Source organism: Georgenia thermotolerans, assembly GCF_009193185.1.
Classification (GTDB): domain Bacteria; phylum Actinomycetota; class Actinomycetes; order Actinomycetales; family Actinomycetaceae; genus Georgenia; species Georgenia thermotolerans.
The window spans coordinates 31,031-57,333 of record NZ_VUKF01000029.1 but is presented as its reverse complement, the minus strand read 5'-3'; the positions used below and the strand labels follow the sequence as shown (position 1 = coordinate 57,333).

24 protein-coding genes and 3 tRNA genes are annotated in these 26,303 nt (G+C 73.6%); 22 read left to right on the top strand and 5 right to left on the bottom strand.

All coding sequences use genetic code 11. The features are described 5' to 3' along the window. The 9 genes from GD970_RS14105 to GD970_RS14065 all read left to right on the top strand — a co-directional run. The coding region (locus tag GD970_RS14105; RefSeq protein WP_152203531.1) for a molybdopterin dinucleotide binding domain-containing protein at positions 1-874 on the top strand (874 nt) is incomplete at its 5' end. Continuing rightward, a complete protein-coding gene (gene nuoH, locus GD970_RS14100; RefSeq protein WP_152203530.1) occupies positions 871-2,226 on the top strand; it encodes an NADH-quinone oxidoreductase subunit NuoH in 1,356 nt (451 codons plus the stop codon). The genes GD970_RS14105 and nuoH, both read left to right, overlap by 4 nt. After that, positions 2,219-2,932, top strand: coding sequence for an NADH-quinone oxidoreductase subunit NuoI (gene nuoI / locus GD970_RS14095; protein WP_152203529.1), 714 nt, complete (start codon positions 2,219-2,221; stop codon positions 2,930-2,932). Before nuoH ends, nuoI begins: the two co-directional genes overlap by 8 nt. Beyond that, a complete protein-coding gene (locus GD970_RS14090) occupies positions 2,929-3,930 on the top strand; it encodes an NADH-quinone oxidoreductase subunit J (RefSeq protein ID WP_226925352.1) in 1,002 nt (333 codons plus the stop codon). The genes nuoI and GD970_RS14090 overlap by 4 nt, the downstream gene beginning before the upstream one ends. After that, the gene (nuoK, locus tag GD970_RS14085; protein ID WP_152203528.1) at positions 3,927-4,226 is read left to right on the top strand and encodes an NADH-quinone oxidoreductase subunit NuoK; all 300 of its coding nucleotides are present in this window, start codon (positions 3,927-3,929) and stop codon (positions 4,224-4,226) included. The genes GD970_RS14090 and nuoK overlap by 4 nt, the downstream gene beginning before the upstream one ends. 11 nt (positions 4,227-4,237) lie before the next feature. Then, complete coding sequence (gene nuoL, locus GD970_RS14080) at positions 4,238-6,190, top strand: NADH-quinone oxidoreductase subunit L (protein WP_405002582.1); 1,953 nt, start codon at positions 4,238-4,240, stop codon at positions 6,188-6,190. Positions 6,191-6,211: 21 nt separating this feature from the next. Then, on the top strand, positions 6,212-7,810 hold the full coding sequence (locus GD970_RS14075) for an NADH-quinone oxidoreductase subunit M (RefSeq protein ID WP_152203526.1): 1,599 nt from the start codon (positions 6,212-6,214) through the stop codon (positions 7,808-7,810). Beyond that, positions 7,807-9,372 (top strand): NADH-quinone oxidoreductase subunit NuoN, encoded by a 1,566-nt coding sequence (gene nuoN, locus GD970_RS14070; protein WP_152203525.1) that lies wholly within the window; start codon positions 7,807-7,809, stop codon positions 9,370-9,372. Before GD970_RS14075 ends, nuoN begins: the two co-directional genes overlap by 4 nt. A 14-nt stretch (positions 9,373-9,386) precedes the next feature. Next, entirely contained in the window at positions 9,387-10,391 is a 1,005-nt protein-coding gene (locus GD970_RS14065) for a polyprenyl synthetase family protein (protein WP_405002581.1), read from the top strand. Between the two features lie 105 nt (positions 10,392-10,496). Here the strand turns inward: GD970_RS14065 and rarD are convergent, their stop codons facing one another. After that, entirely contained in the window at positions 10,497-11,468 is a 972-nt protein-coding gene (gene rarD / locus GD970_RS14060) for an EamA family transporter RarD (protein WP_152203524.1), read from the bottom strand. A gap of 145 nt (positions 11,469-11,613) precedes the next feature. Here rarD and GD970_RS14055 point away from each other — a divergent pair, with 145 nt between their 5' ends. The 3 genes from GD970_RS14055 (at position 11,614) to GD970_RS14045 (ending at position 15,269) form a co-directional block, all read left to right on the top strand. Beyond that, positions 11,614-13,020: an FAD-dependent oxidoreductase gene (locus GD970_RS14055; RefSeq protein ID WP_152203523.1), complete on the top strand. Its 1,407-nt coding sequence runs from the start codon at positions 11,614-11,616 to the stop codon at positions 13,018-13,020. A gap of 128 nt (positions 13,021-13,148) precedes the next feature. Continuing rightward, a complete protein-coding gene (gene htpX, locus GD970_RS14050) occupies positions 13,149-14,009 on the top strand; it encodes a zinc metalloprotease HtpX (RefSeq protein ID WP_152203522.1) in 861 nt (286 codons plus the stop codon). A gap of 357 nt (positions 14,010-14,366) precedes the next feature. After that, complete coding sequence (locus GD970_RS14045) at positions 14,367-15,269, top strand: DUF559 domain-containing protein (RefSeq protein ID WP_152203521.1); 903 nt, start codon at positions 14,367-14,369, stop codon at positions 15,267-15,269. Between the two features lie 147 nt (positions 15,270-15,416). Here the strand turns inward: GD970_RS14045 and GD970_RS14040 are convergent, their stop codons facing one another. After that, positions 15,417-15,914 (bottom strand): YajQ family cyclic di-GMP-binding protein, encoded by a 498-nt coding sequence (locus tag GD970_RS14040; protein WP_152203520.1) that lies wholly within the window; start codon positions 15,912-15,914, stop codon positions 15,417-15,419. A 164-nt stretch (positions 15,915-16,078) separates the two neighbouring features. Between GD970_RS14040 and GD970_RS14035 the strand changes: the two genes are divergently transcribed. The 7 genes from GD970_RS14035 (at position 16,079) to GD970_RS14005 (ending at position 18,983) form a co-directional block, all read left to right on the top strand. After that, positions 16,079-16,160 (top strand) — tRNA-Tyr (locus GD970_RS14035). A 169-nt stretch (positions 16,161-16,329) separates the two neighbouring features. Continuing rightward, a tRNA-Thr gene (locus GD970_RS14030) sits at positions 16,330-16,402 on the top strand. 85 nt (positions 16,403-16,487) lie between these two features. After that, positions 16,488-16,564: transfer RNA gene (locus GD970_RS14025), tRNA-Met, on the top strand. A 61-nt stretch (positions 16,565-16,625) separates the two neighbouring features. Further along, on the top strand, positions 16,626-16,796 hold the full coding sequence (gene rpmG / locus GD970_RS14020) for a 50S ribosomal protein L33 (RefSeq protein ID WP_143419433.1): 171 nt from the start codon (positions 16,626-16,628) through the stop codon (positions 16,794-16,796). 35 nt (positions 16,797-16,831) lie between these two features. Continuing rightward, positions 16,832-17,305: an FAS1-like dehydratase domain-containing protein gene (locus GD970_RS14015; protein ID WP_152203519.1), complete on the top strand. Its 474-nt coding sequence runs from the start codon at positions 16,832-16,834 to the stop codon at positions 17,303-17,305. Then, positions 17,302-17,742 (top strand): MaoC family dehydratase, encoded by a 441-nt coding sequence (locus GD970_RS14010; RefSeq protein WP_152203518.1) that lies wholly within the window; start codon positions 17,302-17,304, stop codon positions 17,740-17,742. Before GD970_RS14015 ends, GD970_RS14010 begins: the two co-directional genes overlap by 4 nt. A 62-nt stretch (positions 17,743-17,804) precedes the next feature. Then, the gene (locus GD970_RS14005; RefSeq protein ID WP_405002580.1) at positions 17,805-18,983 is read left to right on the top strand and encodes a UDP-N-acetylmuramate dehydrogenase; all 1,179 of its coding nucleotides are present in this window, start codon (positions 17,805-17,807) and stop codon (positions 18,981-18,983) included. A 25-nt stretch (positions 18,984-19,008) separates the two neighbouring features. Here GD970_RS14005 and GD970_RS14000 read toward each other — a convergent pair whose 3' ends face one another. Continuing rightward, positions 19,009-19,758: an esterase/lipase family protein gene (locus GD970_RS14000; RefSeq protein WP_226925351.1), complete on the bottom strand. Its 750-nt coding sequence runs from the start codon at positions 19,756-19,758 to the stop codon at positions 19,009-19,011. A gap of 53 nt (positions 19,759-19,811) precedes the next feature. Next, positions 19,812-20,846, bottom strand: coding sequence for an adenosine deaminase (locus tag GD970_RS13995; RefSeq protein WP_170297248.1), 1,035 nt, complete (start codon positions 20,844-20,846; stop codon positions 19,812-19,814). Positions 20,847-20,953: 107 nt separating this feature from the next. Between GD970_RS13995 and GD970_RS13990 the strand changes: the two genes are divergently transcribed. From GD970_RS13990 to GD970_RS13980, 3 genes are all read left to right on the top strand, one after another. After that, complete coding sequence (locus GD970_RS13990; RefSeq protein ID WP_152203517.1) at positions 20,954-22,228, top strand: phosphotransferase family protein; 1,275 nt, start codon at positions 20,954-20,956, stop codon at positions 22,226-22,228. 150 nt (positions 22,229-22,378) lie between these two features. Next, positions 22,379-23,236: a ketopantoate reductase family protein gene (locus GD970_RS13985; RefSeq protein ID WP_152203516.1), complete on the top strand. Its 858-nt coding sequence runs from the start codon at positions 22,379-22,381 to the stop codon at positions 23,234-23,236. Between the two features lie 100 nt (positions 23,237-23,336). Continuing rightward, positions 23,337-24,749 carry an alanine/glycine:cation symporter family protein gene (locus GD970_RS13980; RefSeq protein WP_211489801.1) on the top strand — a complete coding sequence of 471 codons (1,413 nt, stop codon included), beginning with the start codon at positions 23,337-23,339 and terminating at the stop codon, positions 24,747-24,749. 59 nt (positions 24,750-24,808) lie between these two features. Here the strand turns inward: GD970_RS13980 and GD970_RS13975 are convergent, their stop codons facing one another. Next, complete coding sequence (locus GD970_RS13975) at positions 24,809-26,035, bottom strand: pyridoxal phosphate-dependent aminotransferase (protein WP_405002583.1); 1,227 nt, start codon at positions 26,033-26,035, stop codon at positions 24,809-24,811. Positions 26,036-26,303 lie beyond the last annotated feature (268 nt).

Here is a 26,303-nt window from a genome sequence, read left to right as displayed (position 1 = left end):
CGACGCCGGCACCCTGCCGGCGCTGCTGCCCGGCGGGCGGCTCGTCGCCGACGCGGCCGCCCGGGTCGACGTCGCCGCGGTGTGGGGCACCGACGGGGTGCCCGCGGCGCCCGGGCGCGACCTCACCGGCATCCTCACCGCCGCCCGCGACGGGGCGCTGGGCGCCCTCGTGGTCGGCGGCCTGGAGCCGCGCGACCTGCCCGACCCCGAGCTCGCCCGCGCCGCGCTGGCCGCGGCCGGGTTCGTGCTCCAGCTGGAGGTGCGCCGCTCGGAGGTCTCCGCGCACGCCGACGTGGTCCTGCCCGTCGCGCCGCCGGTGGAGAAGGCCGGCACCTTCGTCAGCTGGGAGGGGCGCGTGCGCCCCTTCGGGCAGGTGCTCGTCTCCCGCGCGCTGTCCGACCGGCAGGTGCTCGACGCCCTGGCCGAGGAGATGGGCGTGGCCCTGGGCCTGCGCGAGCTCAAGGCCACGCACGCCGAGCTCGGCGAGCTCGCCGGCTGGGAGGGGCAGCGGGCCGGCTCGCCGGCGACCGCGCCGGCCCCGGTCCCGGCCGCCGGCCCCGGTCAGGCGGTGCTCGCCACCTGGAAGCCCCAGCTCGACGCCGGGCGCCTGCAGGACGGCGAGCCGCACCTGGCCGGCACCGCCCACCGCCCGGTGGTGCGCCTGAGCGCCGCCACCGCCGCCGCCCTCGGGGTGCGCGACGGCGCCGCGGTGACCGTCGCCGGCCCGCGCGGCAGCATCACCCTGCCGCTGGCCGTCACCACGATGCCCGACGGCGTCGCGTGGCTGCCGGAGAACTCTGCCGGCTCGAGCGTGCGCGCCATCGGCGCGGGCGCCGGCGCCGTCGTGACGCTCCTGTCCGAGGAGGACCGATGACCATCCTGGCGACCTCGGCGATGCCGACGGCCGACTTCAGTCAGGACACCTGGTGGATCTGGCTGATCAAGGCCGTCGCCATCCTCCTCTTCCTCGTCCTGTCGGTGATCTTCGCCCTGTGGGTCGAGCGCCGCGGCCTGGGCCGCATGCAGACCCGCCTGGGCCCGAACGTCACCGGCCCGCTGGGCTTCGGGCAGGCGTTCGCCGACGCCCTCAAGCTCGTCCTCAAGGAGGACTTCTGGCTCAAGGGCGCCGACAAGTTCGTCTACATGCTCGGCCCCTTCATCGCGGCCTTCACCTCGTTCCTCGTCTACGCGGTGCTGCCGTTCGGGCCCGAGGTCTCGATGTTCGGGATCACGACGCCGCTGCAGCTGACCGACATGCCGGTCGCCGTCGTCTACATCCTCGCCGTCACCTCGCTGGGCGTGTACGGCATCGTGCTGGGCGGCTGGTCGTCGAACTCCACCTACCCGCTGCTCGGGGCGGTGCGCTCGTCGGCGCAGATCATCTCCTACGAGCTGAGCATGGGCCTGTCCCTGGTGAGCGTCTTCCTCGTCTCGGGGTCGATGTCCACCTCGCAGATCGTCGACGCCCAGACCCAGCTGTGGTGGGGGATCTCGCTGCTGCCGGCCTTCGCGATCTACTTCGTCTCGATGGTCGGTGAGGTCAACCGCCTGCCCTTCGACCTGCCCGAGGCCGAGGGCGAGCTCGTGGCCGGGCACTCCACCGAGTACTCCTCGATGAAGTTCGCCTGGTTCTACCTCGCCGAGTACATCAACATGATGAACGTCTCCGGCGTGGCCGTGACGCTCTTCCTCGGCGGCTGGCGGGCGCCGTGGCCGCTGTCGGCCCTCGGCGACGGGGTGCTCAACACCGGCTGGTGGCCGGTGCTGTGGTTCCTCGTCAAGGTCTGGCTGGTCATGTTCGCGATGATCTGGCTGCGCGGCACGCTCCTGCGCTTCCGGTACGACCAGTTCATGCACCTGGGCTGGAAGCTGCTCATCCCCGCCGCCCTCGTGTGGCTCGTGGCCGTCGCCGTCATCCAGGGCGTGCGCCAGTTCGCCGCGGTGGACCTGCGGACGCTGCTGCTGTGGATCGCCGGTGCGTTCGTCGTCCTCATGGTGGTGCTGCTGCTGTGGCCCGCCAAGGAGGAGAAGAAGGAGCCGGAGGAGCCCGAACCGGCGGCGCGCCCCGACGTCGTGCCCGCGGGCTCGACCTTCGACGCCTTCGCCGGCGGCTACCCGGTGCCGCCGCTGCCCGGCCAGACCCTGCCGCCGTCGCCGCGCCGCGCCAAGCGCGAGGCCGCCGCGATGGCCGCTCAGACCCAGGACAAGGAGGGCCAGGATGTCTGAGGACTCCCAGAGCGCCGAGCTGGGGCGCCGCGACAAGCGCCGCCGCGGCGAGGTCGCCAAGTACGACCCGCAGGCGCTCGGCCCGGCGGAGAAGGGCCCGCTGGGCCAGCTGTTCGCGCCGGTCGCCGGGTTCGGGGTGACGATCTCCTCGATGTTCCGCCCGGTGGTGACCGAGCAGTACCCCTTCGAGAAGGTCCCCACCCAGCCGCGCTACCACGGCCGCCACCAGCTCAACCGCTACGCGGACGGGCTGGAGAAGTGCATCGGCTGCGAGCTGTGCGCGTGGGCGTGCCCGGCGGACGCGATCTACGTCGAGGCCGGCGACAATACCGCCGACGCCCAGTACTCCCCGGGCGAGCGGTACGGCCGCGTGTACCAGATCAACTACCTGCGCTGCATCTTCTGCGGCCTGTGCATCGAGGCCTGCCCGACCCGGGCGCTGACGATGACCAACGAGTACGAGCTGACCGGGCCGACCCGCGAGGGCCTGATCTTCGAGAAGCAGGACCTGCTGGCCCCGATGCTCGAGGGCATGCTCGCCGCCCCCCACCCCATGGTCGAGGGCACCGACGACGACGACTACTACCGCGGCGAGGTCACCGGCCCGACCGCGGCGCAGGTGGAGTGGGTGCGCGAACGCCGCCCCCACGACCCCACCGTGGCGACCGCCCGCGTCGTCGAACCCGCCCAGGAGGGCGCCAAGTGACCACCGCTGCCGTGCTGCCGACGACGCTGGCCCAGACGGGCACCGTCAGCGGCGGCGAGACCGTCCTGTTCTGGGTGCTCGCGCCGATCATGGTGATCGCCGCGCTCGGGCTGCTCTTCGCGCGCCGCGCGGTGCACGCCGCACTCAGCGTCGTCGTCGTCATGATCTGCCTGGCGTTCCTCTACGTCGCGCAGGAGGCGCCCTTCCTCGGCGTCGCCCAGGTCGTCGTCTACACCGGCGCGATCATGATGCTGTTCCTGTTCGTGCTCATGCTCGTCGGCGTCGACTCCTCCGACTCCCTCACCGAGACCATCCGCGGGCAGCGGTGGGTCGCCGTCCTCGGCGGCCTGGGCCTGGCCCTGGTGCTCGGCGGGGTCGTCGCGGCCGCCACCCTGCCGCAGGCGCGGGGGCTGGCCGCGGCCAACGCCGACTCCAACCCGGTGGGCGTGGCCCGGCTGATCTTCTCCGACCACGTCTTCACCATGGAGATCACCGGCGCGCTGCTCATCACCGCCGCGGTCGGCGCCGTGACGCTGACCCACATGGAGCGGCTGCGGCCCAAGGCCACCCAGCGCGACGTCCTCGAGCAGAAGATGCGCGCCTTCGCCGCCGGCCGCGGCGGCATCGGCCAGCTGCCCGCCCCCGGCGTCTACGCCCGGTCCAACGCCGCCACCGTGCCGGCGCTGTCCGCCGACGGCGAGGCGCTGGAGGTCTCCGTGCCCCGGGTGCTGCGCATCCGCGGCCAGGAGCGCACCCTCGCCGAGGTCAGCCCGGAGACCGTCGCGGCGATCGCCCGGGCGCGGGCCGGCGCCGCCGACGGGCTGCACGGCGGGGCCGTGAGCCGCGCGGTGGGCCAGTCCGGCCTGCCCGGCATGCGCGGCGAGGCGCCGCCCACCCCCCAGCTGCCCGGCAGCCCAGGGCAGGAGCCCACGCTCGAGCGCTCCGCCCGGCTCGCCGTGGACCACACCGACGGCGCGGCCAAGGAGGAGGAGCGATGAGCCTCGTGAACTACCTGGTGCTGGCCGCGATCCTGTTCGCCATCGGCGCCACCGCCGTGCTCGTGCGCCGCAACGCGATCATCGCGCTGCTCGGCGTGGAGATCATGCTCAACTCCTCCAACCTGGCGCTGGTGACCTTCTCCCGGCTCCACGGCGACCTCACCGGTCAGGTCGTCGCGTTCTTCGTGATGGTCGTCGCCGCGGCCGAGGTCGTCGTCGGCCTGGCGATCATCGTGTCCATCTTCCGAACCCGCAGGTCCGCGTCGGTCGACGACGTGAACCTGCTGAAGAGCTGACGGGGGCCGGCGTGACCGCCACCTTGTTCTCTGTGTCCGTCGCCGACGGCGCCGCCGCCGGGGGAGCGATCTCCCTGGCCTGGCTGCTCGTCGCCCTGCCGCTGCTGTCCGCCGGCGTGCTGCTGGTCCTGGGCCGGCGCGCCGACCGCTGGGGCCACTGGCTCGGCGTCGCAGCCTCCGCCGGGGCGCTCGTGGTGGGCGTGGCCGTGGCCGTGCAGCTCCTGAGCCGCCCGGCCGCCGAGCGGATCGTCGACGTCACCCTGTTCAGCTGGATCCCCGCCGGCGCGCTGGACGTGCCGGCCGGGATGCGCATCGACCCGCTGTCGGTGACGTTCGTGCTGCTGGTGACCTTCGTCGGCACGCTCATCCACATCTACTCCGTGGCCTACATGGAGCACGACACCGACCGGCGCCGGTTCTTCGCCTACCTCAACCTCTTCGTCGCGGCGATGCTGCTGCTGGTCCTGGCCGACAGCTACGCGCTGCTGTTCGTCGGCTGGGAGGGCGTGGGCCTGGCCTCCTACCTGCTCATCGGGTTCTGGAACTACCGCACCGACTACGCGGTGGCCGCGAAGAAGGCCTTCGTCATGAACCGCGTCGGCGACGTCGGCCTGCTGCTGGCGATGGCGATCATGTTCGCCGCGTTCGGCACGGTGAACTTCGCCGGCGTGTTCGGCGCCGCCGCCGGGGCCTCGGAGGGCGTGCTCACCGCCATCGGCCTGATGCTCCTGCTCGCCGCCTGCGGCAAGTCCGCGCAGTTCCCGCTGCAGGCCTGGCTCGGTGACGCCATGGCCGGCCCCACCCCGGTCTCCGCGCTCATCCACGCCGCGACCATGGTCACCGCCGGCGTCTACCTCCTGGTCCGTTCCGGCCCGATCCTCAACGGCGCCCCGAACGCGCTGCTGGTCATCGCCGTCGTCGGCGCCATCACCCTGCTGTTCGGGGCGATCGTCGGCTGCGCCAAGGACGACATGAAGAAGGTCCTCGCGGCCTCGACGATGTCCCAGATCGGCTACATGATGCTCGGCGCGGGCCTCGGCCCGATCGGGTACGCCTTCGCGATCTTCCACCTCGTCACCCACGGCTTCTTCAAGGCCGGGCTGTTCCTCGGTGCCGGGTCGGTCATGCACGCCATGGACGACCGGGTCGACATGCGCGGCTTCGGCGCCCTGGCCCCGTACCTGAAGATCACCTGGATCACCATGGGCCTGGGCTGGCTCGCGATCCTCGGCATCCCGCCCTTCTCCGGCTTCTGGAGCAAGGACCTGATCATCGAGACCGCCTTCATCGGCGAGGGCTGGCGCCCGTGGGTCTTCGGCCTCGTCGCGGTGCTCGGCGCCGGGATCACCGCCTTCTACATGTCCCGGCTGTTCTTCATGGTCTTCCACGGCAAGGCGCGCTGGAAGGACCCGGCCGCCGAGCCCGTGCACCCGCACGAGGCGCCGGCCCTGATGACCGTGCCGATGATCATCCTGGCCGTCGGCTCGGCGGGCCTGGGCGCGGTCCTGGCGTTCGGCGACAGCTTCGTCACCTGGCTCGAGCCGGTGACCGGGCACGCCGAGCACGGCGAGCCGGTGCTGCCCGTGGCCGCGATCATCGCGCTGACGCTGCTCGTGGTGCTGGTGGGCGCGTTCCTCGCCTGGCGCGCCTACGGCGCCCGCGAGGTGCCGGTGGAGGCCCCGCGCGGCTCCGCGCTCACCCGCGCCGCCCGCCAGGACCTGTACCAGGACGCCTTCAACGAGGGCGTGTTCATGCGGCCCAGCCAGTACCTCACCCGCTCGCTGGTCTACACCGACTCCTCGGTCGTCGACGGCGGCGTGATGGGCATCGCCCGGGCGACGGCGGGCCTGGGCGGCCTGCTGCGCCGGGTGCAGAACGGGTACGTCCGCTCCTACGCCGCCCTCATGCTCGCCGGCGTCGTCCTCGCTCTTGTCGTCGTCCTCGCCTCGCGCTTGCAGGCCTGAGGGAGAAGGTCACTAACAGACATGCAGACACTCAACGCGGCCTTCCCCTGGCTGACCGTCCTCATCGCCCTGCCCCTGGTGGCCGCGGCGGTGCTGTGGCTGGTGCGGCCCCTGCACAAGGTCGCCCGCCCCTACGGGCTCGCCGTCTCCCTCGTCGAGCTCGTCCTGGCCGTCGTGGCGGCCACCCAGTTCGACCTCGCCCAGGCCGGCCAGCAGCAGCTCACCGAGCTGGCCAGCTGGATCCCCCAGCTCGGCGTCTCCTACGCCCTCGGGGTCAACGGCCTCGGGCTGGTCATGGTCCTGCTCGCCGTCTTCCTCGTGCCGCTGGTGCTCCTGGCCGCCTGGCACGAGCAGGAGGCGGTGCCCGCCGGGGCCGTGCTCGAGCGGCGGCAGATGGGCTTCGTCGCCCTCGTGCTCGCCCTCGAGGCGCTCATGGTGGCCGTCTTCGCCGCCCGGGACGTGTTCCTCTTCTACGTCCTGTTCGAGGCGATGCTCGTCCCGGTGTACTTCCTCATCGGCAACTACGGCGGGCCCCGCCGGCGCACCGCGGCGCTGAAGTTCCTGCTGTACTCCCTCGCCGGCGGGCTGATCATGCTCGTCGGGGTGGTGGCGGTCTACCTCGCCGGCCCCGGCGGGGAGCAGGGCTTCCTCGTCGACACCCTCGCCGGGCACCTCGAGGTCTCCCCGGCCGTCGAGCGGCTGCTGTTCCTCTCCTTCTTCATCGCGTTCGCGGTCAAGGCGCCGGTGTGGCCGGTGCACACCTGGCTGCCCGACGCCACCCAGCAGGCCCCGGCCGGGACCTCCACGCTGCTCGTCGGCGTCCTGGACAAGGTCGGCACCTTCGGGATGATCACCCTGTGCCTGCCGCTGTTCCCCGAGGCCTCCCGGTGGGCGGCGCCGGCGATCATCGTCCTGGCGCTGATCTCGATCATCTACGGCGGGCTGCTCGCCGTCGGCCAGCGCGACATCATGCGGCTGATCGCCTTCACCTCGGTGAGCCACTTCGGGTTCATGGTGCTGGGCATCTTCGTCCGCGACCAGGTGGCCCTGACCGGCGCGATGGTCTACATGGTCGCCCACGGGGTCTCCACCGCCGCGCTGTTCCTCATCGCCGGGTTCCTCACCCGGCGCGGCGGGACCCAGCAGATCCCCGCCTACGGCGGCATGCAGCGGGTGACCCCGGTGCTGGCCGGCACGTTCCTCACCGCCGGCCTCGCCTCGATCGCCCTGCCCGGCCTGAGCGGGTTCGTGCCCGAGTTCCTCGTCATCCAGGGCACCTTCCGCGTCAACATCGTCGCCGCCGTCGTCGCGGTGCTCGGCGTCATCATCGCCGCGGTGTACATCCTGCTGCCCTACCAGCGCATCTTCACCGGCCCCAAGGTGCCCGAGCTGGCCCGCATCCCCGACCTCGGCGCCCGGGAGAAGTGGGTGGTCGGCCCGCTGGTCGCGGTCATGCTCGCCCTCGGCTTCTACCCGGCGCCGGTGCTCGACGCCGTGCGGCCGGTGGCGCAGTCCGTCGCGCTCGAGCAGCCCAGCTCCATCGACACCGCCCGGGGCCCGGCCGGCCCCGCGGACAGCGGCGCGGTCCTCGCGGCCGGCCCGGAGGGAACCACCAAGTGAACACGTTCGTCGCGCCCGAGGTGAACTGGGCCGCGCTCACGCCCGTCCTCATCGTCCTGGCCGCCGCCGTCGCCGGCGTGCTCGTCGAGGCCTTCGTGCCGCGCACCGCGCGCCGCCCGGTGCAGCTCGTGCTCGGGCTGCTCGCCACCGCCGGGGCGCTCGTCGCCGTCGTGTGGCGCTGGACCGTCGTGCAGGACGGCGGGCCCAGCGCGCTGGTCGCCGGCGCCCTCATCGAGGACGGCCCGGCGCTGGCCGCCCAGGCCGTGCTGGTGATCTTCGGCCTGCTGGGGCTGCTCGTCATCGCCGACCGCACCGAGTCCGGCGAGGGCGCCTTCGTCGCCCAGGCCGCCGCCCGGCCCGGGTCGACCGACGAGGCCGACGCCACCCGCGCCGGCATGGCGCAGACCGAGGTCTACCCGCTGACCCTGTTCGCGCTGTCCGGCATGCTGCTCTTCGCCGGCGCCGGGGACCTGCTGACCCTGTTCGTCGCCCTCGAGGTGCTCTCCCTGCCGCTGTACGTCCTCTCCGGGCTGGCGCGGCGCCGTCGCCTGCTGTCCCAGGAGGCGTCGCTGAAGTACTTCCTGCTCGGCGCGTTCGCCTCGGCGTTCTTCCTCTTCGGCATCGCCCTGCTCTACGGCTACTCCGGCACCGTGCGCCTGTCCGGCCTGGCCCAGTCCGTGCCGGCCACGGCCGGGATGGACTGGCTGTTGCTCGGCGGCGCCCTGCTCGTCATCATCGGGCTGCTGTTCAAGGTCGGCGCGGTGCCCTTCCACGCCTGGACCCCCGACGTCTACCAGGGGGCGCCCACCCCGATCACCGGCTTCATGGCGGCCGCCACCAAGCTCGCCGCCTTCGCGGCGCTGCTGCGGTTCCTCTACGTCGTCCTGCCGGGGATGAGCTGGGACCTCGAGCCGGTGATGTGGGTGGTGATCATCCTCACCATGCTCGTCGGCACCGTGCTGGGCATCGTGCAGACCGACGTCAAGCGGATGCTCGCGTACTCCTCGATCGCCCACGCCGGGTTCGTCCTCATCGGCGTCATCTCCCTGCGCAGCCTCGGCATCGCGGCGGTGCTGTTCTACCTGCTGGCCTACGGCCTGGCCACCATCGGCGCGTTCGCCCTGGTCACCCTCGTGCGCGAGCGCGACGCCGACGGCAACGTCACCGGCGAGGCCACCCACCTGGCCCAGTGGGCCGGGCTGGGCCGGCGCAGCCCCACCGCCGCCGTCGCGATGGTGATCTTCCTCCTGTCCTTCGCGGGCATCCCGCTCACCGCGGGCTTCATCGGGAAGTTCGCCGTCTTCTCCGCGGCGGTCGACAGCGGCGCCGCCGTGCTCGTGGTCCTCGCGGTGCTCGCCTCGGCCGCCACCGCGTTCTTCTACGTGCGCCTGGTGGTGCTGATGTTCTTCACCGAGCCCGACGGGGAGAGCACCGCGGTGGTCTCCTCCGAGGGGCTGACGTCCGTGGCGGTGGCCGTGTGCGCCGTCGGCACGGTGCTGCTCGGGGTGCTGCCCGGGCCCGTCCTCGACCTGGCCAACCAGGCGGCAGTGTTCCTTCCGTGAGTACCGTGCACCCTGTGACGACCTCCATCCTGCCCCTGGGCGACCACGAGCTCGAGGAGCGCCTGCTCCCGCTGATGTCCGACGTCGAGACGCGCCTGCGCGCGGCCGTGACCGGCGCGGACCAGCTGGTCGACGCCCCCGCCGCGCACCTGGCCGCGGCCGGGGGCAAGCGGCTGCGCCCGCTGCTGACCCTGCTGACCGCCGAGCTGGGCGGGGGAGCCAACGAGGAGGTGCTCACGGCCGCCGTCGCCGTCGAGCTGACCCACCTCGCCACCCTGTACCACGACGACGTCATGGACTCCGCGCCGATGCGCCGCGGGGCGCCGGCCGCCCACGAGGTGTGGGGCAACTCCGTGGCGATCCTCACCGGGGACCTGCTCTTCGCCCGCGCCTCGCAGATGGTCGCCCGGCTGGGCGCCGGCGCCGTGCGCGTGCACGCCGAGACCTTCGAGCGGCTGTGCCTGGGCCAGCTGCACGAGACCCTCGGGCCGGCCGAGGGGGAGGAGCCGGTCGCGCACTACATCCGGGTCCTCGCCGACAAGACCGGCTCGCTCATCGCCGCCTCGGCGCGCTACGGCGCGACGTTCTCCGGCGCCGGCGCCGAGGTGGCGGAGATCCTGACCCGCTACGGCGAGAAGGTGGGTGTGGCCTTCCAGCTGGCCGACGACGTCATCGACCTCTCGGCCGACGCCGCCACCACCGGCAAGACCCCGGGCACCGACCTGCGCGAGGGCGTGGACACCATGCCGGTGCTGCTGCTGCGCCGCCGGGCGGCCGAGGGCACCCTCGACGCCGCCGGGCTGGCCCTGCTCGACCGGCTCGGGCGCGACCTGGGCTCGGACGAGGCGCTCAGCGCCATCGTGGCCGACCTGCGCGGGCACGACGTGGTCGCCGAGGCCCGCGACCTCGCCGCCGCCTGGGCGCAGGACGCCGTCGCCGAGCTCGACCCGCTGCCCGCGGGCGAGGTCAAGGACGCCCTGGGCGCCTTCGCCGGGCTGCTGGTGGACCGCCTGGCCTGACCCCGCCGGCCCCTTGCCCCCCGCCCCGCGAGACGTCAAGTAGTGCGCGAGACGTCAAGTAGTGCGCGAGACGTCAAGTAGGGCGCGGGGTGCCGAGGGTGCGGCTCATGCCGCGCGGGCCAGGCGCGGCCGGTGCGTCCACCCGTCCACGGTGAGCACGACGATGGCCACCCACACCAGCACGAAGCCCGCCCACCGCTCCGGCGGCATGGGCTCGTGGAACAGCGCCACGCCCACGAGGAGCTGGAGCACCGGGGTGAGGTACTGGAGCATGCCGATGACACTCAGCGGCAGCCGGCGCGCCGCGGCCCCGAAGAGCAGCAGCGGGACCGCGGTGAGCGGGCCGGCGAGGGCCAGCAGCACCATGTGCTCGGTGCGGTCCGGGCCGGCGGCGCCGAAGGTGCCGGCGCCCGCGTGCGCGAGCCAGAGCAGGTAGCCCAGCGCGAGCGGGAACAGCGCCGTCGTCTCCACCGCGAGGCCCGGCAGCGCACCGACGGTGCGGCCCACCCGGTTCTTGGCCAGGCCGTACAGCCCGAAGGACACCGCCAGGGCGAGGGCGATCCACGGCACCTGCCCGTACCCGACGGTGATGACCACCACGGCCAGGGCGCCGATCCCCGTCGCCGTCCACTGCAGCGGGCGGAGGCGCTCGTGGAGCACCGCCACCGCGAGCAGCACGGTGACGAGTGGGTTGATGAAGTACCCCAGGGCGGCGTCGACCGTGTGCCCGGAGTTGACCCCGTAGACGTAGACCAGCCAGTTCGTCGCCACCAGCACCGCGGCCAGGGCCAGCTGCGCCACCGCCCGGGGCCGGCGCAGCACGGCGGTGAAGTCGCGCAGCGTGCGGGTGACCAGCAGCGCCAGCAGGCAGAAGCCCAGGCTCCACACGGCCCGGTGCGCCACGATCTCCACCGGGCCGGCCGGCTCGAGGAGCCGGAAGTACAGCGGGAACGCGCCCCACAGCAGGTAGCACGACAGGCCGAGGGCGAGCCCGGTGCGGTCCGTGCCCGGCTCCCGGGCCGGGGCGGGGGCCGCGGGGGCGGGGGCGCCGGCGCGTTCGGGGGAGTGATCGGTCACCGACCCACTCTGGCACCTCAGGGGCCGTGACCGCGCTCACCGGCCGGAAAGGTTGGCCGGCCGTAGACTGGAGGGTGGTTTTCCGCGACCCAGCCGCGCGCTGGTGCGTCGCGGTCGTCCCGTACACCCTGCACGAGAGGCACCCGTGACCAGCTCCCGCCCGCTCAGCGTGGCACTCGTCGGCGCCGGACCCGCCGGCATCTACGCGGCCGACATCCTGTCCAAGTCCGGGCTGGAGGTGAGCATCGACCTCTTCGAGCGCCTCCCCGCCCCCTTCGGCCTGGTGCGCTACGGCGTCGCCCCGGACCACCCGCGGATCAAGCAGATCATCGTCGCGCTGTACAAGATCCTCCAGCGCGGGGACATCCGGCTGATCGGCAACGTCGACGTCGGCACGGACGTGACGCTGGAGGAGCTGCAGAAGCACTACGACGCGGTCATCTTCTCCACCGGCTCCGACCGCGACGCCCCCCTGAACATCCCCGGGGTGGAGCTGCCCGGCTCCTTCGGCGCCGCCGACTTCGTCTCCTGGTACGACGGCCACCCCGACGTGCCGCGCACCTGGCCGCTGGAGGCCAAGGAGGTCGCCGTCATCGGCGTGGGCAACGTCGCCCTCGACGTCGCGCGCATGCTCGCCAAGCACGTCGACGACCTCATGGTCACCGAGATCCCGGACAACGTGGCGGAGGGGCTGCGCCGCAGCCCGGTCACGGACGTCCACGTCTTCGGCCGCCGCGGCCCCGCCCAGGTGAAGTTCACCCCGCTGGAGCTGCGCGAGCTGGGCAAGGTGCCCGACGTCGACGTCATCGTCTACGACGAGGACTTCCAGTTCGACGCCGGCTCGGAGGAGGCCATCCGCTCCTCGAACCAGACCAAGCAGGTCGTCAAGACCCTCATGGACTGGACGCTGCGTGACCCGGCCGAGCGCACCGCCTCCCGCCGCATCCACCTGCACTTCCTGCACCGCCCGGTCGAGATCCTCGGCGACGGCAAGGTCGAGGCCCTGCGCACCGAGCGCACCGAGCTGACCGGCGACGGGTCCGTGCGCGGCACCGGGGAGTTCGTCGACACCCCGGTCCAGGCCGTCTACCGCGCCGTCGGCTACTTCGGCTCCGCGGTGGCCGGGCTGCCGTTCGACGAGCGCAGCGGCGTCATCCCCAACACCGAGGGCCGGGTGCTGGGCGACGACGGCGAGTACCTGCCGGGCGTGTACGCCACGGGCTGGATCAAGCGCGGCCCGGTGGGCCTGATCGGCTCGACGAAGTCCGACGCGCAGCAGACCATCGCCCACCTCGTCGAGGACGCCCAGGCCGGGCTGCTCCACGCCCGCAGCGAGGACGAGGCCGGCGTCGGCCACGACGCCATGCTCGCCGCGCTCGAGGCCGCCGGGGTGCGCTACACCACGTGGGAGGGCTGGGAGCTGCTCGACGCCTACGAGAAGTCCCTCGCCGAGCGCTACAACGGGCTGGACCGCGAGCGGGTCAAGGTCGTCCACCGCGACACGATGACGGCGATCTCCCGGGGCGAGGAGCACGACGGCCGTCTGCTCTGAGGCTGCTGGGGCCGGACGGGCGTCCGGAACGAACGGGGCGCCGTCGGCGTTCAAGAGGGTGTCAGGCCCGCCGTGCACGCACGGCGGGCCCCGGCACGGATCTTGAGCGACCAGGAGCAGCGACCACCATGACGGACCGGCACCACAACGGGCTGAAGACCACCCTCCTCTTCGCGGTGATGTGGGTCATCCTGCTCGCCGTGGGGGCCCTGGTGGCCTCGGGGACCGGCAGGTCCTCGTTCATCTGGATCTTCGCCCTCATCGGCCTGGCGACGACGTTCTACGGCTACTGGAACTCCGACAAGCTGGCGATCCGGGCCATGGCCGCCCGCCCGGTCAGCGAGGCCGAGGCGCCGTGGCTGTACGCGATGGTCCGCGAGCTCGCCACCACCGCGCGCCAGCCCATGCCGCGCATCTACATCGCGCCGACGGCACAGCCCAACGCCTTCGCGACCGGCCGCAACCCGCGCAACGCCGCGGTGTGCGTCACGGAGGGCATCGTGCGCATCCTCGAGCCGCGCGAGCTGCGCGGGGTGCTCGGCCACGAGCTCATGCACGTGTACAACCGCGACATCCTCACCTCCTCGGTCGCGGCGGCGTTCGCCGGGCTTATCACCTCGGTGGCGCAGTTCCTCGTGTTCTTCGGCGGCCGGGACCGCAACGCCAACCCGCTGGCGCTGCTGGCGACGGCGCTGCTCGCGCCGATCGCCGCGTCCCTCATCCAGCTGGCCATCTCCCGCACCCGCGAGTTCGACGCGGACGAGGACGGCGCCCAGCTCACCGGCGACCCGCTGGCCCTGGCCTCGGCGCTGCGCAAGCTCGAGCGCGGCACCGCGGCGAGCCCGCTGCAGCCCACGCAGCGGCTGGAGAACGTCAGCCACATGATGATCGCCAACCCGTTCCGCGCGGGCGGGGTGGCGAAGATGTTCTCCACCCACCCGCCGATGAACGAGCGGATCGCCCGCCTGGAGCGCATGGCCGGGTACTGAGGCCCGCGGCCCAGCACCACTGACCACCTGCGCGAGTTCGACGGTGGGGCCGCGGCGGCGCTATCTGGCCCTCCTGGAGCACCGGCTGGCGGCGCAGCCGACTCAGATCGAGGTATTGGCTGTCACAGCAGCCAATACCTTGACCTGGTTTCGGCTGGAGCTCGCACGGTCGCCCACGTCATGAGCGTTGGTGCGCCGCGGCGCAACCAAGTCGAGGTTGTGGTTGTCACAGCAGCCAATACCCCGACTTCGCTTGGCGCGGGCGCGGGCGCGGGCGCGGGCGCGGGCGCGGGCGGTGCCGGGTGCGCCTGTGGATAGTGGCGACCGGCTCCCGAGGTGGCTCGCCATGCTGCAGGCGTGGACAGGAGCGACCGTGCGGCCGGCGAGGAGCGGCTTCGGCGAGCCAGCGTGCTCGGCGTGTTCACGCTCGCCACGGCGGCGGAAGCCGGGCTGACGCGCGGGGTGGTCCGCCACAAGGTCGCCACGGGCACATGGCGCCGCATCGTCGGTGCGGCGTTCATGGACGTCGGCGTCCCCAGCGCCCTGGACCCCGTCAGGCTCCGTGCCATCGGCGCCGCACTGACCTGGCCCGATGCGGTGATCTGCCACGGGACGGCGGCTCTCCTCCACGGTTTGCCGGTAGCCGACGACGGTCACGCCCACGTGCTCCTACCGCACCGTCGGCAGGCCCGGCACGGCCTCGTCCCGCACTACATGGAGGCCACGGAGGTGCGCCCCATGCTGTCGTTCCGGCTCACCGGAGCACGCAGCACGGCGCTGGACTGCCTGGCGCTGCTGCCCTTCGCCGAGGCCGAACGGCTCATGGCGTGGGTCCGAACCCGTGAGGTGATCACGGTGAGCCATCTCGCCGCCGACGTCGAGGAGCGCCGCGGCAGGCCGGGCGTCGAGCAGCTCCGCCGCCTCCTGGCGATGACGCGCGACGGCGCGCTGAGCGAGGCCGAGCGCCGCCTCCACCAGATCCTGCGCGGCGCGGGCATCCAGGGCTGGGAGACGAACCAGCCGATGGTCGTCGGCGCGCGGGTGGTGGCGCGCGCCGATGTCCTCTTTCGCGCACCCAAGGTCATCGTGGAGGTCGACGGCCGCCTCGCGCATGCGGACTTCGAGGTCGAGCGGCAGCGGCTCAACGCCCTGACCCTCGCCGGTTACACGGTGCTGCGGTTCACCTGGCGTCAGCTCGTGGACCGCCCCTGGCAGGTGCGTGAACAGGTCGAGGAGGCGCTACGCCTGGCGCGTCGCTGAGCACTGGTCCGACGCGCAGGACCCGCCGGGCCGGCCAGCCCTGAACGTTCGAACGGGCACGAGGTCGAGGTTCTGGTCGCAAATACAACCAGAACCTCGACCTCGTTCGCGGCGCCCAGGGGGTAGCGGGTGCCCGGGAAGGCCGACTCAGCGGTAGTTGGTGAACTGCAGCGCCGCGTCGATGTCGTCGGCGCCCTTGAGCAGCGTGATGACCGCCTGGAGGTCGTCGCGGCTCTTCGAGGTCACCCGCACCTCGTCGCCCGTGATCTGCGTCTTGACGCCCTTCGGGCCCTCGTCGCGGACGAGCTTGGTGATCTTCTTCGCCACGTCCTGGCCCAGCCCCTCCTTCAGGGTCCCGACGAGCCGGTACTCCTTGCCCGAGGCCTTCGGCTCCCCGTCGCCGGTGTCCAGGGACTTCAGCGAGACGCCGCGCTTGATGAGCTTGGACTGCAGGACGTCGAGGACCGCCTTGACCCGCTCGGGCGAGTTCGCCGTCATGGTGATGGTGTCGCCCGCGAGCGTCACCGAGGCGCCGACGTTCTTGAAGTCGTACCGCTGGGCGATCTCCTTGGCGGCCTGGTTCACCGCGTTGTCGACCTCCTGGTGGTCGACCTTGCTGACGATGTCGAACGACGAATCGGCCATGGCGCTCTCCTCCTGCGTGATGCGACGGGTGGTGCGGCGGGGTCTGCCGGCGGGGCGCGGGTCCACGGGCGGGCCGCGCCGGTGTGACCTTCCTCGCCCCCGAGCCGGTTAACGACCACCCGCGAGTTGTTGCTATCGTTCCGTGTGCACCTTACGGGGTGCGAGGCGAGTTGCCCGAGCGGCCAAAGGGAGCTGACTGTAAATCAGCCGCGGAATGCTTCGCAGGTTCGAATCCTGCACTCGCCACGGACCGGCCCATCACCTGCGCGCAGCGGTGGTGGGCCGTTGTCATGTCCCCGGGCGCCCGTCGTCGCCCCATGGGACGGCCCCCTCGCCGCTGTGAGGGGACTCACGGCCCGCAGGGGCCATCCGGATTTCACCTCCGGGCCCCCGGGTGTGTAGTGTCTTCACCGCTGCCCCGATAGCTCAGTCGGCAGAGCGTCTCCATGGTAAGGAGAAGGTCAAGGGTTCGATTCCCTTTCGGGGCTCTGGTCTACGGACCGTTACCGCCGGTCTACGGACCGCTACCGCCCGCGGCGCGCGGCAGGTAAAGTGGTGCGGTCCGCAGGACGCGGCGGGGTAGCTCAGTTGGTGAGAGCGCACGACTCATAATCGTGAGGTCGCGGGTTCGAGCCCCGCCCCCGCTACCAACAGGAACAGACGAAGCAGCCGGGAATGGCCGCTCGCACGACCGATACGTGAGGAACCGCCGTGGCCAGCAAGTCCACCGACGTTCGCCCCAAGATCACCCTCGCCTGCGAGGTGTGCAAGGAGCGCAACTACATCACCAAGAAGAACCGTCGGAACAACCCCGACCGTCTCGAGCTGGCGAAGTACTGCCCGCGCTGCAACGCCAAGACCACGCACCGCGAGACCCGCTGACCCCCTCGGTCACCGCCCTGCCCTAGTCTGGGGCGATGACCGAGAGCAGCACCCGCCCCACCGGCGTCAACACGACGCTCGTGGGGCGTTCTTATGCCCCCATCGAGACCTACGAGGTCTCCCGGGTGAAGATCGCCGAGATGGCCCGGGCCACCGGCGCCATCCACCCCGCCCACTACGACCCGGACGCCGCCTGGGCCCTGGGGTACGCCGACGTCGTCGCCACCCCGACCTTCGCCGTCGTCGTCGCGCAGCGCGCCGAGCAGGCGTACGTGGGCAGCGAGGAGGCCGGGATCGACTTCTCCCGCGTCGTCCACGCCGAGGAGCACTTCACCCACCACCGGCCCATCGTCGCCGGTGACCGGCTGCGGACCACCGTCCACGTCGACAAGATCCTCGAGCGGGCCGGGCTGACCCTGGTCAGCACGCGCGCGGAGATCGCCGACGCCGACGACGCCCCGGTGGCCACCGTGCGCTCCACCCTCGCCGTGCGGGGGGAGGGCCGATGAGCGAGAACCAGCCCGAGCAGCCCGTCCTCACCGACATCGAGGTGGGCCAGGAGCTGTTCCGCCGCACCTTCCCGGTCGACCGCGCGCTGCTCGTGCGCTACGCCGGCGCCAGCGGCGACTTCAACCCGATCCACTACAACGACCGCGTCGCCCGCGAGGTGGGGCTGCCCGGGGTCATCGCCCACGGCATGGCCACCATGGGCCTCGCGGCGGCGGCGGTGGAGGACTGGGCCGGGGACCCCGGCGCCGTCGTCGACTACGGCGTGCGCTTCACCCGCCCCGTGGAGGTGCCGGACCCCGGCGAGGCGGAGGTCGTCGTCGTCGGCAAGGCCGGGGCCGTCGACCTGGCGGCCAGCTCGGTGCGCGTGGACCTGACCGTCACCAGCGGCGGGACGAGCGTGCTCGCCAAGGCGCAGGCGCTGGTCCAGCTGCGGTGACGCCGCGGCGGGCGGCGAGGCTCACAGGGCCGGCCGACGGCGCCCCCTCGTACCCTGGAGGGGTGACCTCAGCTCCCGTGACCTCCCTCGCCGCCCCCGCCGGCGCCACCTTCGCCGGCGACACCCCCACGCTGGCCGAGCTGACCACGCTGCGGGTGGGCGGCCCGGTCGCCGCCTACGTCGAGGCGAGCACCGAGGCCGAGCTCGTCGACGCCGTGCGCGGCGCCGACGACGCCGGCACTCCGGTCCTCGTCCTGGGCGGCGGGTCCAACCTGCTCGCCGCGGACGCCGGCTTCGACGGCGTCGTCGTGCGCGACGCGCGCCGCGGCATCGCCGGCCAGGCGGACTCCTCCTGCGCCGGGGCCAACCTCACCGTCCCCGCCGGCCAGCCCTGGGACGAGGTGGTGGCCACCGCCGTGGCCGAGGGGTGGATGGGCGTCGAGGCCCTCTCCGGCATCCCCGGCTCCACGGGCGCCACCCCCGTGCAGAACGTCGGCGCCTACGGCCAGGAGGTCGCCGAGACCCTCTCGTCGGTGCGGGTGTACGACCGGCTCGAGCGGCGCACCCGGATGCTCGCCGTCGGCGAGCTCGCCCTGGGCTACCGCACCTCCCTCCTCAAGCGCTCCCTCTCGGACGCGACCGCGGGCGGCGGGCGCACCTGGGGGCCGACCCCGCGCTACGTCGTCCTCGAGGTCAGCTTCCAGATGCGCCTGGCCACCCTCTCGGCGCCGGTGCGCTACCCGGAGCTGGCCCGCCGGCTCGGCGTGGAGGTGGGGGCCCGGGTGCCGGCCGCCGAGGTGCGCGAGGCGGTGCTCGCCCTGCGCGGCGGCAAGGGCATGGTCCTGGACGCCGCCGACCACGACACCTGGTCCGCGGGCTCGTTCTTCACCAACCCGATCCTGCCCGTCGCGGAGGCCGACGCCCAGCTCCCGCCCGAGGCGCCGCGCTACCCGGTCACCGACCACACCCGCATCGGCCAGATCGGCGCGGCGGCCCCCGTCGTGGAGGGGCTGGTCAAGACCTCCGCCGCCTGGCTGATCTCCCACGCCGGCTTCGACAAGGGCTTCGGCCTGGGCGCGCCGGCCACGCTGTCGACCAAGCACGCCCTCGCGCTGACCAACCGCGGCGGGGCGACGGCGGCGGACCTGCTCGCCCTCGCCCGCGCCGTGCGGGACGGGGTGCGCGAGGCCTTCGGGGTCACGCTGGTGCCCGAGCCGGTGCTGCTCGGCGCCGGCCTGTGACCTGCGGTCCGCGGCCGGACCGACCTCACGCCAGCTCGACGACGCCGCGCTGGACCTCCGCGAGCACCTCGGCGTCGGCCAGCACCCGGAAGTGCCCGCTGGCGGCCACCTCGACGTTGCGGCGCGCGCCGGGCAGGCGCGAGCCGGACGGGATGTGCGGGTCCCAGGCCGGCACGACGGCGATGATGCGGTCGTCCACCGCCCGCTCGCGCGCCAGGGCCAGCAGCCCCGCGTGGCGCGGGGACAGGCGGTGCACCGGCGACCACGGCGGGAAGAACGCCGCGTAGCTCGACCCCGCCCACGGGGTGGCCACCGCGACCATCCCGCGCACGCGCTCCTCGCGCAGCATCAGCGCCTTGCCCACCAGGCCGCCCTTGGAGTGGGCCACGACGACGGCGTCGCCCAGGTCCGCCGCGCGCAGGTACCGGGCCGCGCGCTCGGCGCCGTCGAGGACCGCGACGCTGTTGAGGCCGAGCTCGGTCACCACGTGCACGGGGTGGCCGGCGGCGTGCAGGTGCGCGGCGAGGGGCTGGAGGAAGCGCCACGACTCGTAGATCCCGGGCAGGAGCAGCACCGGGGTGCCGGGCCCTTCGGCGACGCGGAAGGCGTCCGGCCGCGAGCGGCGGAGCCAGCCGGCCCCGGCCCGGGCCAGGCCGCGGGCGGCGAAGGCGTAGTCCGCGGCCCACGCCGCGGCCTGGCGCCAGGCGGTCAGCGGGCCCGCGCCGCCGGGCACCGGGCCGCCGGACGCCGCCGCGTCGCGCACCGCGTCGCTCATGCGACCAACCCCACCACCAGCCGGGCGACCTCGCGCGGCCGGCCGCGCGCGCCTCACGCCGCCGGCACCGGGTCCCGGGCCAGCCACACGTCGACGTCGGCGAGCATGGCCTCCTTGGACCGCTCGGAGGCCAGCGACGCCCGTATCGAGGCGCGGGCCAGGTCCGCCAGGGCGTCGTCGTCCAGGCCGTGGACGTCCCGGGCGATGCGGTACTGGTCGGCGAGGCGGGAGCGGAAGAGGAGCGGGTCGTCGGCGCCGAGCGCCACCTGCGCGCCGGCGTCGAGCAGCTCGGGCAGCGGGACGTGGGCGGCGTCGGGGTAGACGCCGAGGGAGACGTTGGAGGCCGGGCACACCTCCAGGGCGATGCCGGCGTCCACCAGCCGGGCCAGCAGGTCCGGGTCCTCGGCCGCGCGCACCCCGTGGCCGAGCCGGGCGGGCTTGAGGTGGGCGACGACGTCGCGCACGTGCTCGGGCCCCAGGAGCTCCCCGCCGTGGGGCACCCCGGCCAGCCCGGCGTGCCGGGCGATGCGGAACGCCGGGGCGAAGTCGGCGGTGTTCCCGCGCCGCTCGTCGTTGCTCAGCCCGAAGCCGATGACCTGCCCCGGCCCGTCCCCGGCGTGCGCGGCGGCCAGCCGGGCCAGCGTGCGCGCGTCGAGCGGGTGGCGGGTGCGGGAGGCGGCCACGACCACCCCGACCTCGACGCCGGTCGCGGCGCTGGCGAGCGCGGCCTCGTCGAGGATGATCTCCAGCGCCGGGGTGATGCCGCCGACGAACGGGGCGTAGGAGGTCGGGTCCACCTGGATCTCCAGGCGCCGCGAGCCCTCGGCGGCGTCGTCCTCGGCGGCCTCGCGCACGATGCGGCGCAGGGCGTCCTCGGAGCGCACGACGGCGCGCGCGGCGTCGTAGGAGCGCTGGAACCGGAACCAGCCGCGCTGGTCCGCCGGCACGTGCAGCGCCTGGTTGTCGAGGAGGTGCTCGGGCAGCACCATGCGCTGCTCGCGGGCCAGGTCGGACAGGGTCTCGAGCCGCATCGAGCCGGTGAAGTGCAGGTGGAGATGCGCCTTCGGGAGGGTCTGGAGGTCACGCACCTGGTCGAGTCTGCCACCGGGCGCCGGGAGGACCCGACGGTGCCCCCGGCACGCTCGGTCTCGTGTCCATGGGTGAACCGGCGCCATGACGTGGTGCACTATGAGCCATGACCGTTCCCGTCGCCGCGCAGCACGAGCCGGCCGACGTCGCGCTGCTGACCGGGCCGGAGGCCGGGACCATGCTCGCCGGTGCGCTCGACGTCGAGGGCAGCCGCCTCGTGGCGTGGCAGGTTCACACGATCCACCACCGGCCCGGCGCCGGGGTGACGGTGGGCTACACGGTCACCGTCGAGCGGGACCTGCCCGGCACGCCGGCCCCGCTGCGCAGCGAGGAGTACCTGTGCGCGACGACGGCGCGGCTCAGCCACCGGGCCGGGCCGGGCCTGGTCCGGCTCGAGCAGGGAGGGGACGGCCCGGCGATCCACCTGTGGCGCCACCCGGCGGACCCCGAGCTGCCCGCCCTGCCCGTCGCCTGCGACGCCACCGCACTCTCGCGCCGGCTCGGCACCCCGGTGACCGTCGAGCTGCTCGCCTACCGCCCCACCCGGCGGGCGGTGCTGCGAGTGCGGCGCACCGAGCCCGACGCGACGGCGTACCTCAAGGTGGTCCGCCCGTCCGGCGCCCGCATGTTCGCCGACCGGCACCGCATGCTCACCGCCGCCGGGGTGCCGGCCCCGCAGGTGCTGCGCGCCGACGACGACGGCCTCGTGCTGCTGGGGGAGGGGCGCGGGATCGCGCTGTCCAACCTCCTGGCGCGGGGCCTGGGCCGGGCGGCGCCGGCCGTGCTGGCCACGCTGCTGCGCACCCTCGACGCCCTGCCCACCGCCGTGCTCGACCTGCCCCGGCGGCCCGCGTGGTCCGAACGGGCCCACCACTACGCCCACGCCGCGGCCACCGTGCTGCCCGAGCACGCCGGCCGGGCCCGCGCGCTCGCGGACGGCATCGACGACCTGCTCGCCGTCGCCGACCCCGGCCCGGTGGTGCCCACCCACGGGGACTTCTACGAGGCCAACGTGCTCATGGACCCGCGCGAGGACGTCGTCGCGGTGACGGCGCTGCTCGACGTCGACGCCGTGGGGCCGGGCCACCGGGTGGACGACCTCGCCTGCCTGCTCGGGCACGTCAGCGTGCTGCCGCACCTGGCGCCGGCGACCTACCCGCACGTGCCCGACCTGCTGGAGAGCTGGACCCGCGCGTGCGAGCAGGTGGTCGACCCGGTGGCGCTGCACGCCCGGTGCGCCGGGGTGGTCCTCTCGCTCGTGGCCGGGGCGCGCCGCTCCGACGGCGGGGAGTGGCTCGCCGACGCCGAGGGACGCCTGGCCCGGGCGGAGGCCTGGCTGGCGCGCGGGCGCGAGCTGCTCGCCCAGCGCGGCCCGCACTGACCCCCTCGGTCCACGGCGCCACCCGCGCCCAGCCTCCCGCTCGCTCGACGCCGCCCTCGCTCGGCACCGGCCTCGCTCCGCACCGGCCGCGCTCCGCACCGGCCGCGTCGCGCGATAACCTCCCCGCGTCGTCGTCGAAAGGGAGCCGGAATGATCACCGTCGTCGGACCCGGGGCCGTGGGCGGCCTGCTCGCCGCGCTGCTGCACCGCGCGGGCGAGGACGTCGTGGCCGTCGCCCGCCCGGGCACCGCCCAGCGCATCGCGGCCGAGGGGCTCCACGTGCGCTCCGACGCCTTCGGCACCTGGACGGCGCACGTCCCGGCGACCACCGAGGTCCCGGCCGGCTCCGCCGTCGTCCTGGCGGTCAAGGCCTACGCCCTCGACGACGTCCTGCCCGGGATCGTCGCCGCCCGGCCGCCGGCCGTGCTGGCGCTGCTCAACGGCACCGCCCACGCCCGGGCGCTGCACGCGGCGGGGCTGGCGGACGTGGCCTGTGGGTCCATCCAGGTCGAGTCCGCCCGCGAGCAGGACGTGATCGTCCACCGCGGGCCGTACTGCATCGTCACCGTCCCCGACGCCGCAGCGGGCGGGGCGGTGCCCGAGGCGCTCGCGCGCGCGGGCGTGACGGTCCGGACCGGGGGCACCGAGAACGAGGTGCTGTGGCGCAAGTACAGCTTCCTCGCCCCGACGGCGCTGCTCACCAGCTGGACGGACCTGCCCATCGGGCCGGCGCTCGAGCGCGACCCCGCGGTGACCGCCGGGGTGGTGGCCGAGGTCGCGGCGATCGCCACGGCCGAGGGGCTCCCGCTCGAGAGCGAGCGGCTCATGGCCGCGCTGCGCAAGCTCCCCGGGACGCTGGAGTCCTCGCTCCAGCACGACGTGCGCCGCGGCGGCGCGAGCGAGCTCGAGGCGCTCGGCGGGAACCTGCTGGGCCTGGCCGCCGAGCACGGCTTCGCGGCGCCGACCCTCGAGCGGGTGGTCGGCGACCTGCGCGGCCGGGCGGCCTGACCGCCGTCCCGACGTGCGGCCCGCGCGGCCGTCGGTACCTTAGGGACTCGTCTCGGCCGCATAGCCGCGGCCGCAGGTCGGAGCTGACCCTGGGGGGACGATGGACCAGCTGGCAGACGTGCTCGGCGAGATCGGATCGGTGGTGTGGGGGCCGTTCGTCCTCATCCCGCTGCTCCTGGGAACGGGCCTGTACCTGACGATCCGCCTCGGCGGGCTGCAGGTGCGCAAGCTCTTCCCGGCCCTGCGCCTGGCGCTGGTCCAGCGCTCCGACGAGGGCGCCGACGGCGACATCTCCCACTACCAGGCCCTCACCACCGCCCTGGCGGCCACGGTCGGCGTCGGCAACATCGCCGGCGTGGCCACCGCCATCCACCTCGGCGGGCCCGGGGCGCTGTTCTGGATGTGGGTGACCGGGGTGCTCGGCATGGCCTCGAAGTACGCCGAGGCCTTCCTCGGGGTGCGCTTTCGCACCACGGACGCCAACGGCGAGAAGTCCGGCGGGCCGCAGTACTACCTCGCCCGGGCGATCCCCAACCGGTTCGGCCTCGTGCTCAGCCTGCTCTTCTCGGTCTTCGCCGTGCTCGCCAGCTTCGGCATCGGCAACATGACCCAGTCCAACACGGTGGCGACGTCGATCGAGGGCTCCTTCGGCGTGCCGCTGTGGCTCACCGGCGTGGTGCTCACCGTGGGCACCGGGGCGGTCCTGCTGGGCGGCATCCGCTCGATCGGCAAGGTCACCGCCGGCTTCGTGCCGATGATGATCGTCTTCTACGTCCTCGGCGCGCTCGCGGTGCTGCTGCTCAACCTCGGCGACATCCCGGCGGCGCTCGCCCTGATCGTCACGGACGCGTTCACCGGCACCGCCGCCGCGGGCGGTTTCCTCGGCTCGACGTTCATCCTGGCGGTCCAGTACGGCGTCGCCCGCGGCATCTTCTCCAACGAGTCGGGCATGGGCTCGGCCGCGATCGCGGCGGCGGCCGCGCAGACCCGCCACCCGGTGCGCCAGGGCCTGGTCTCGATGACCCAGACCTTCATCGACACCCTCATCGTGGTGTCCATGACGGGCCTGGTCATCATCACCACCGGGGCCTGGGACAGCGGCATCGAGGGCGCCGGCATGACGGCGGCCGGCTTCGATGCGGGCCTGCCGGGGGAGTGGGGCCACTACCTCGTGACCATCGCGGTGGTCTTCTTCGCCTTCTCCACCGTGCTGGGCTGGGCCTACTACGGCGAGCGGTGCATGGAACGGCTCGTCGGGGTGCGCGGCGTGCGGCCCTACCGGGCGGTCTTCACCCTCGTCGTGTTCGTCGGGGCCACCACCGAGCTGGACGTGGTGTGGAACTTCTCCGACATCATGAACGGCCTCATGGCGATCCCGAACCTCCTGGGCCTGCTGGTCTGCGCGGGCTTCATCGCCCGGGAGACCCGCGCCTACCTGGCGCACGACCCGGACCTGCGCCAGGAGCCGGCGTTCTCGACGCTCGACGGCCCGGTGGACGCGTCGGTGCGCTGACCTGGCCGGGGAACGACGACGGGCCGGGACCCCGTGGTCCCGGCCCGTCGCGCTGCCTGTCAGGCGAGCAGCTCCTGGATGCGCCCGACGCCCTCGGCGAGGTCGTCGTCGCCCAGCGCGTAGCTCAGGCGGAGGAACCCGCTCGGCCCGAACGCCTCGCCCGGCACCACCGCGACCTCGACCTCGTCGAGGATGAGGCTCGCCAGCTCGGCGGAGGTGGTCACGGTGCGTCCGCGGATGGTCCGCCCGAGGATCCCCTCGACGGAGGGGTAGGCGTAGAAGGCCCCGCGCGGGGTGGGCAGCTGCACGCCGTCGATCGCCCGGAGCATCTCGACCATGGTGCGGCGGCGGCGGTCGAAGGCCGCGCGCATGTGCTCGACGGCGGACAGGTCGCCGGAGAGGGCAGCGATCGCGGCCCGCTGGGAGACGTTCGCGACGTTCGAGGTCAGGTGCGACTGCAGGTTGGTGGCCGCCTTGACGACGTCGCTGGGGCCGATGAGCCAGCCCACCCGCCAGCCGGTCATCGCGTACGTCTTGGCGACGCCGTTGAGCACGATGGAGGTGTCCACCAGGTCGGGGACGACCTTCTGGATCGGGGTGAACACCGCGTCGTCGTAGACGAGGTGCTCGTAGATCTCGTCCGTGATGACCCAGATGCCGTGCTCCACGGCCCAGCGGCCGATGGCCTCGGTCTGCTCGGGGGAGTACACCGCCCCGGTGGGGTTGGACGGCGAGCAGAACAGCAGCGCCTTCGTCTGCGGGGTGCGCGCCGCCTCGAGCTGGTCGACGGTGACCAGGTACTCCTGGTCCACGCCCGCGAAGACCTCCACGGGCACGCCGCCGGCGAGCTTGATGGCCTCGGGGTAGGTGGTCCAGTACGGCGCCGGCAGCAGCACCTCGTCGCCCGGGTCGAGCACCGCGGCGAAGGCCTCGTAGACGGCCTGCTTGCCGCCGTTGGTGACGAGGACGTTGTCCGGGGAGACCTCGTAGCCGGAGTCGCGCAGCGTCTTGGCCGCGATGGCCTCGCGCAGCGCGGGCATGCCCTTGGCCGGGGTGTACCGGTGGTTGGCCGGGTCCTTGGCGGCGGCGACGGCGGCCTCGACGATGTAGTCAGGCGTGGGGAAGTCCGGCTCGCCGGCGCCGAAGCCGATGACGGGACGGCCGGCCGCCTTGAGGGCCTTGGCCTTCGCGTCCACGGCCAGGGTGGCCGACTCGGCGATCGCCGCCAGGCGCGCGGACACGCGGGGCTTGGTCACGGGAGAGATGGGTGCGCTCACGCGCCCTATCGTGGCACGCGCCACGTGGGCGGCACACGGGCCGGTCGGGTGCTGGACCGGGGCTGCCCCGCACGACGGGGGCCGCGCCCGCCCGGCGCCGCCCGGGCAGGACCGGCCGACGCCGTCGGGGGACCCTGGCCGACGCCGTCGTGCGGACCCGGCCTACGCCGTCGCCAAAGCCGGGGCGACGCCGCTGCGGGGCATCGACGCGCCCCGTGGGTGGAGCCGCCCGGGTAGAGTGGTGCGCCGCCGTCGGAGATGCTCACGGGACGGGTGT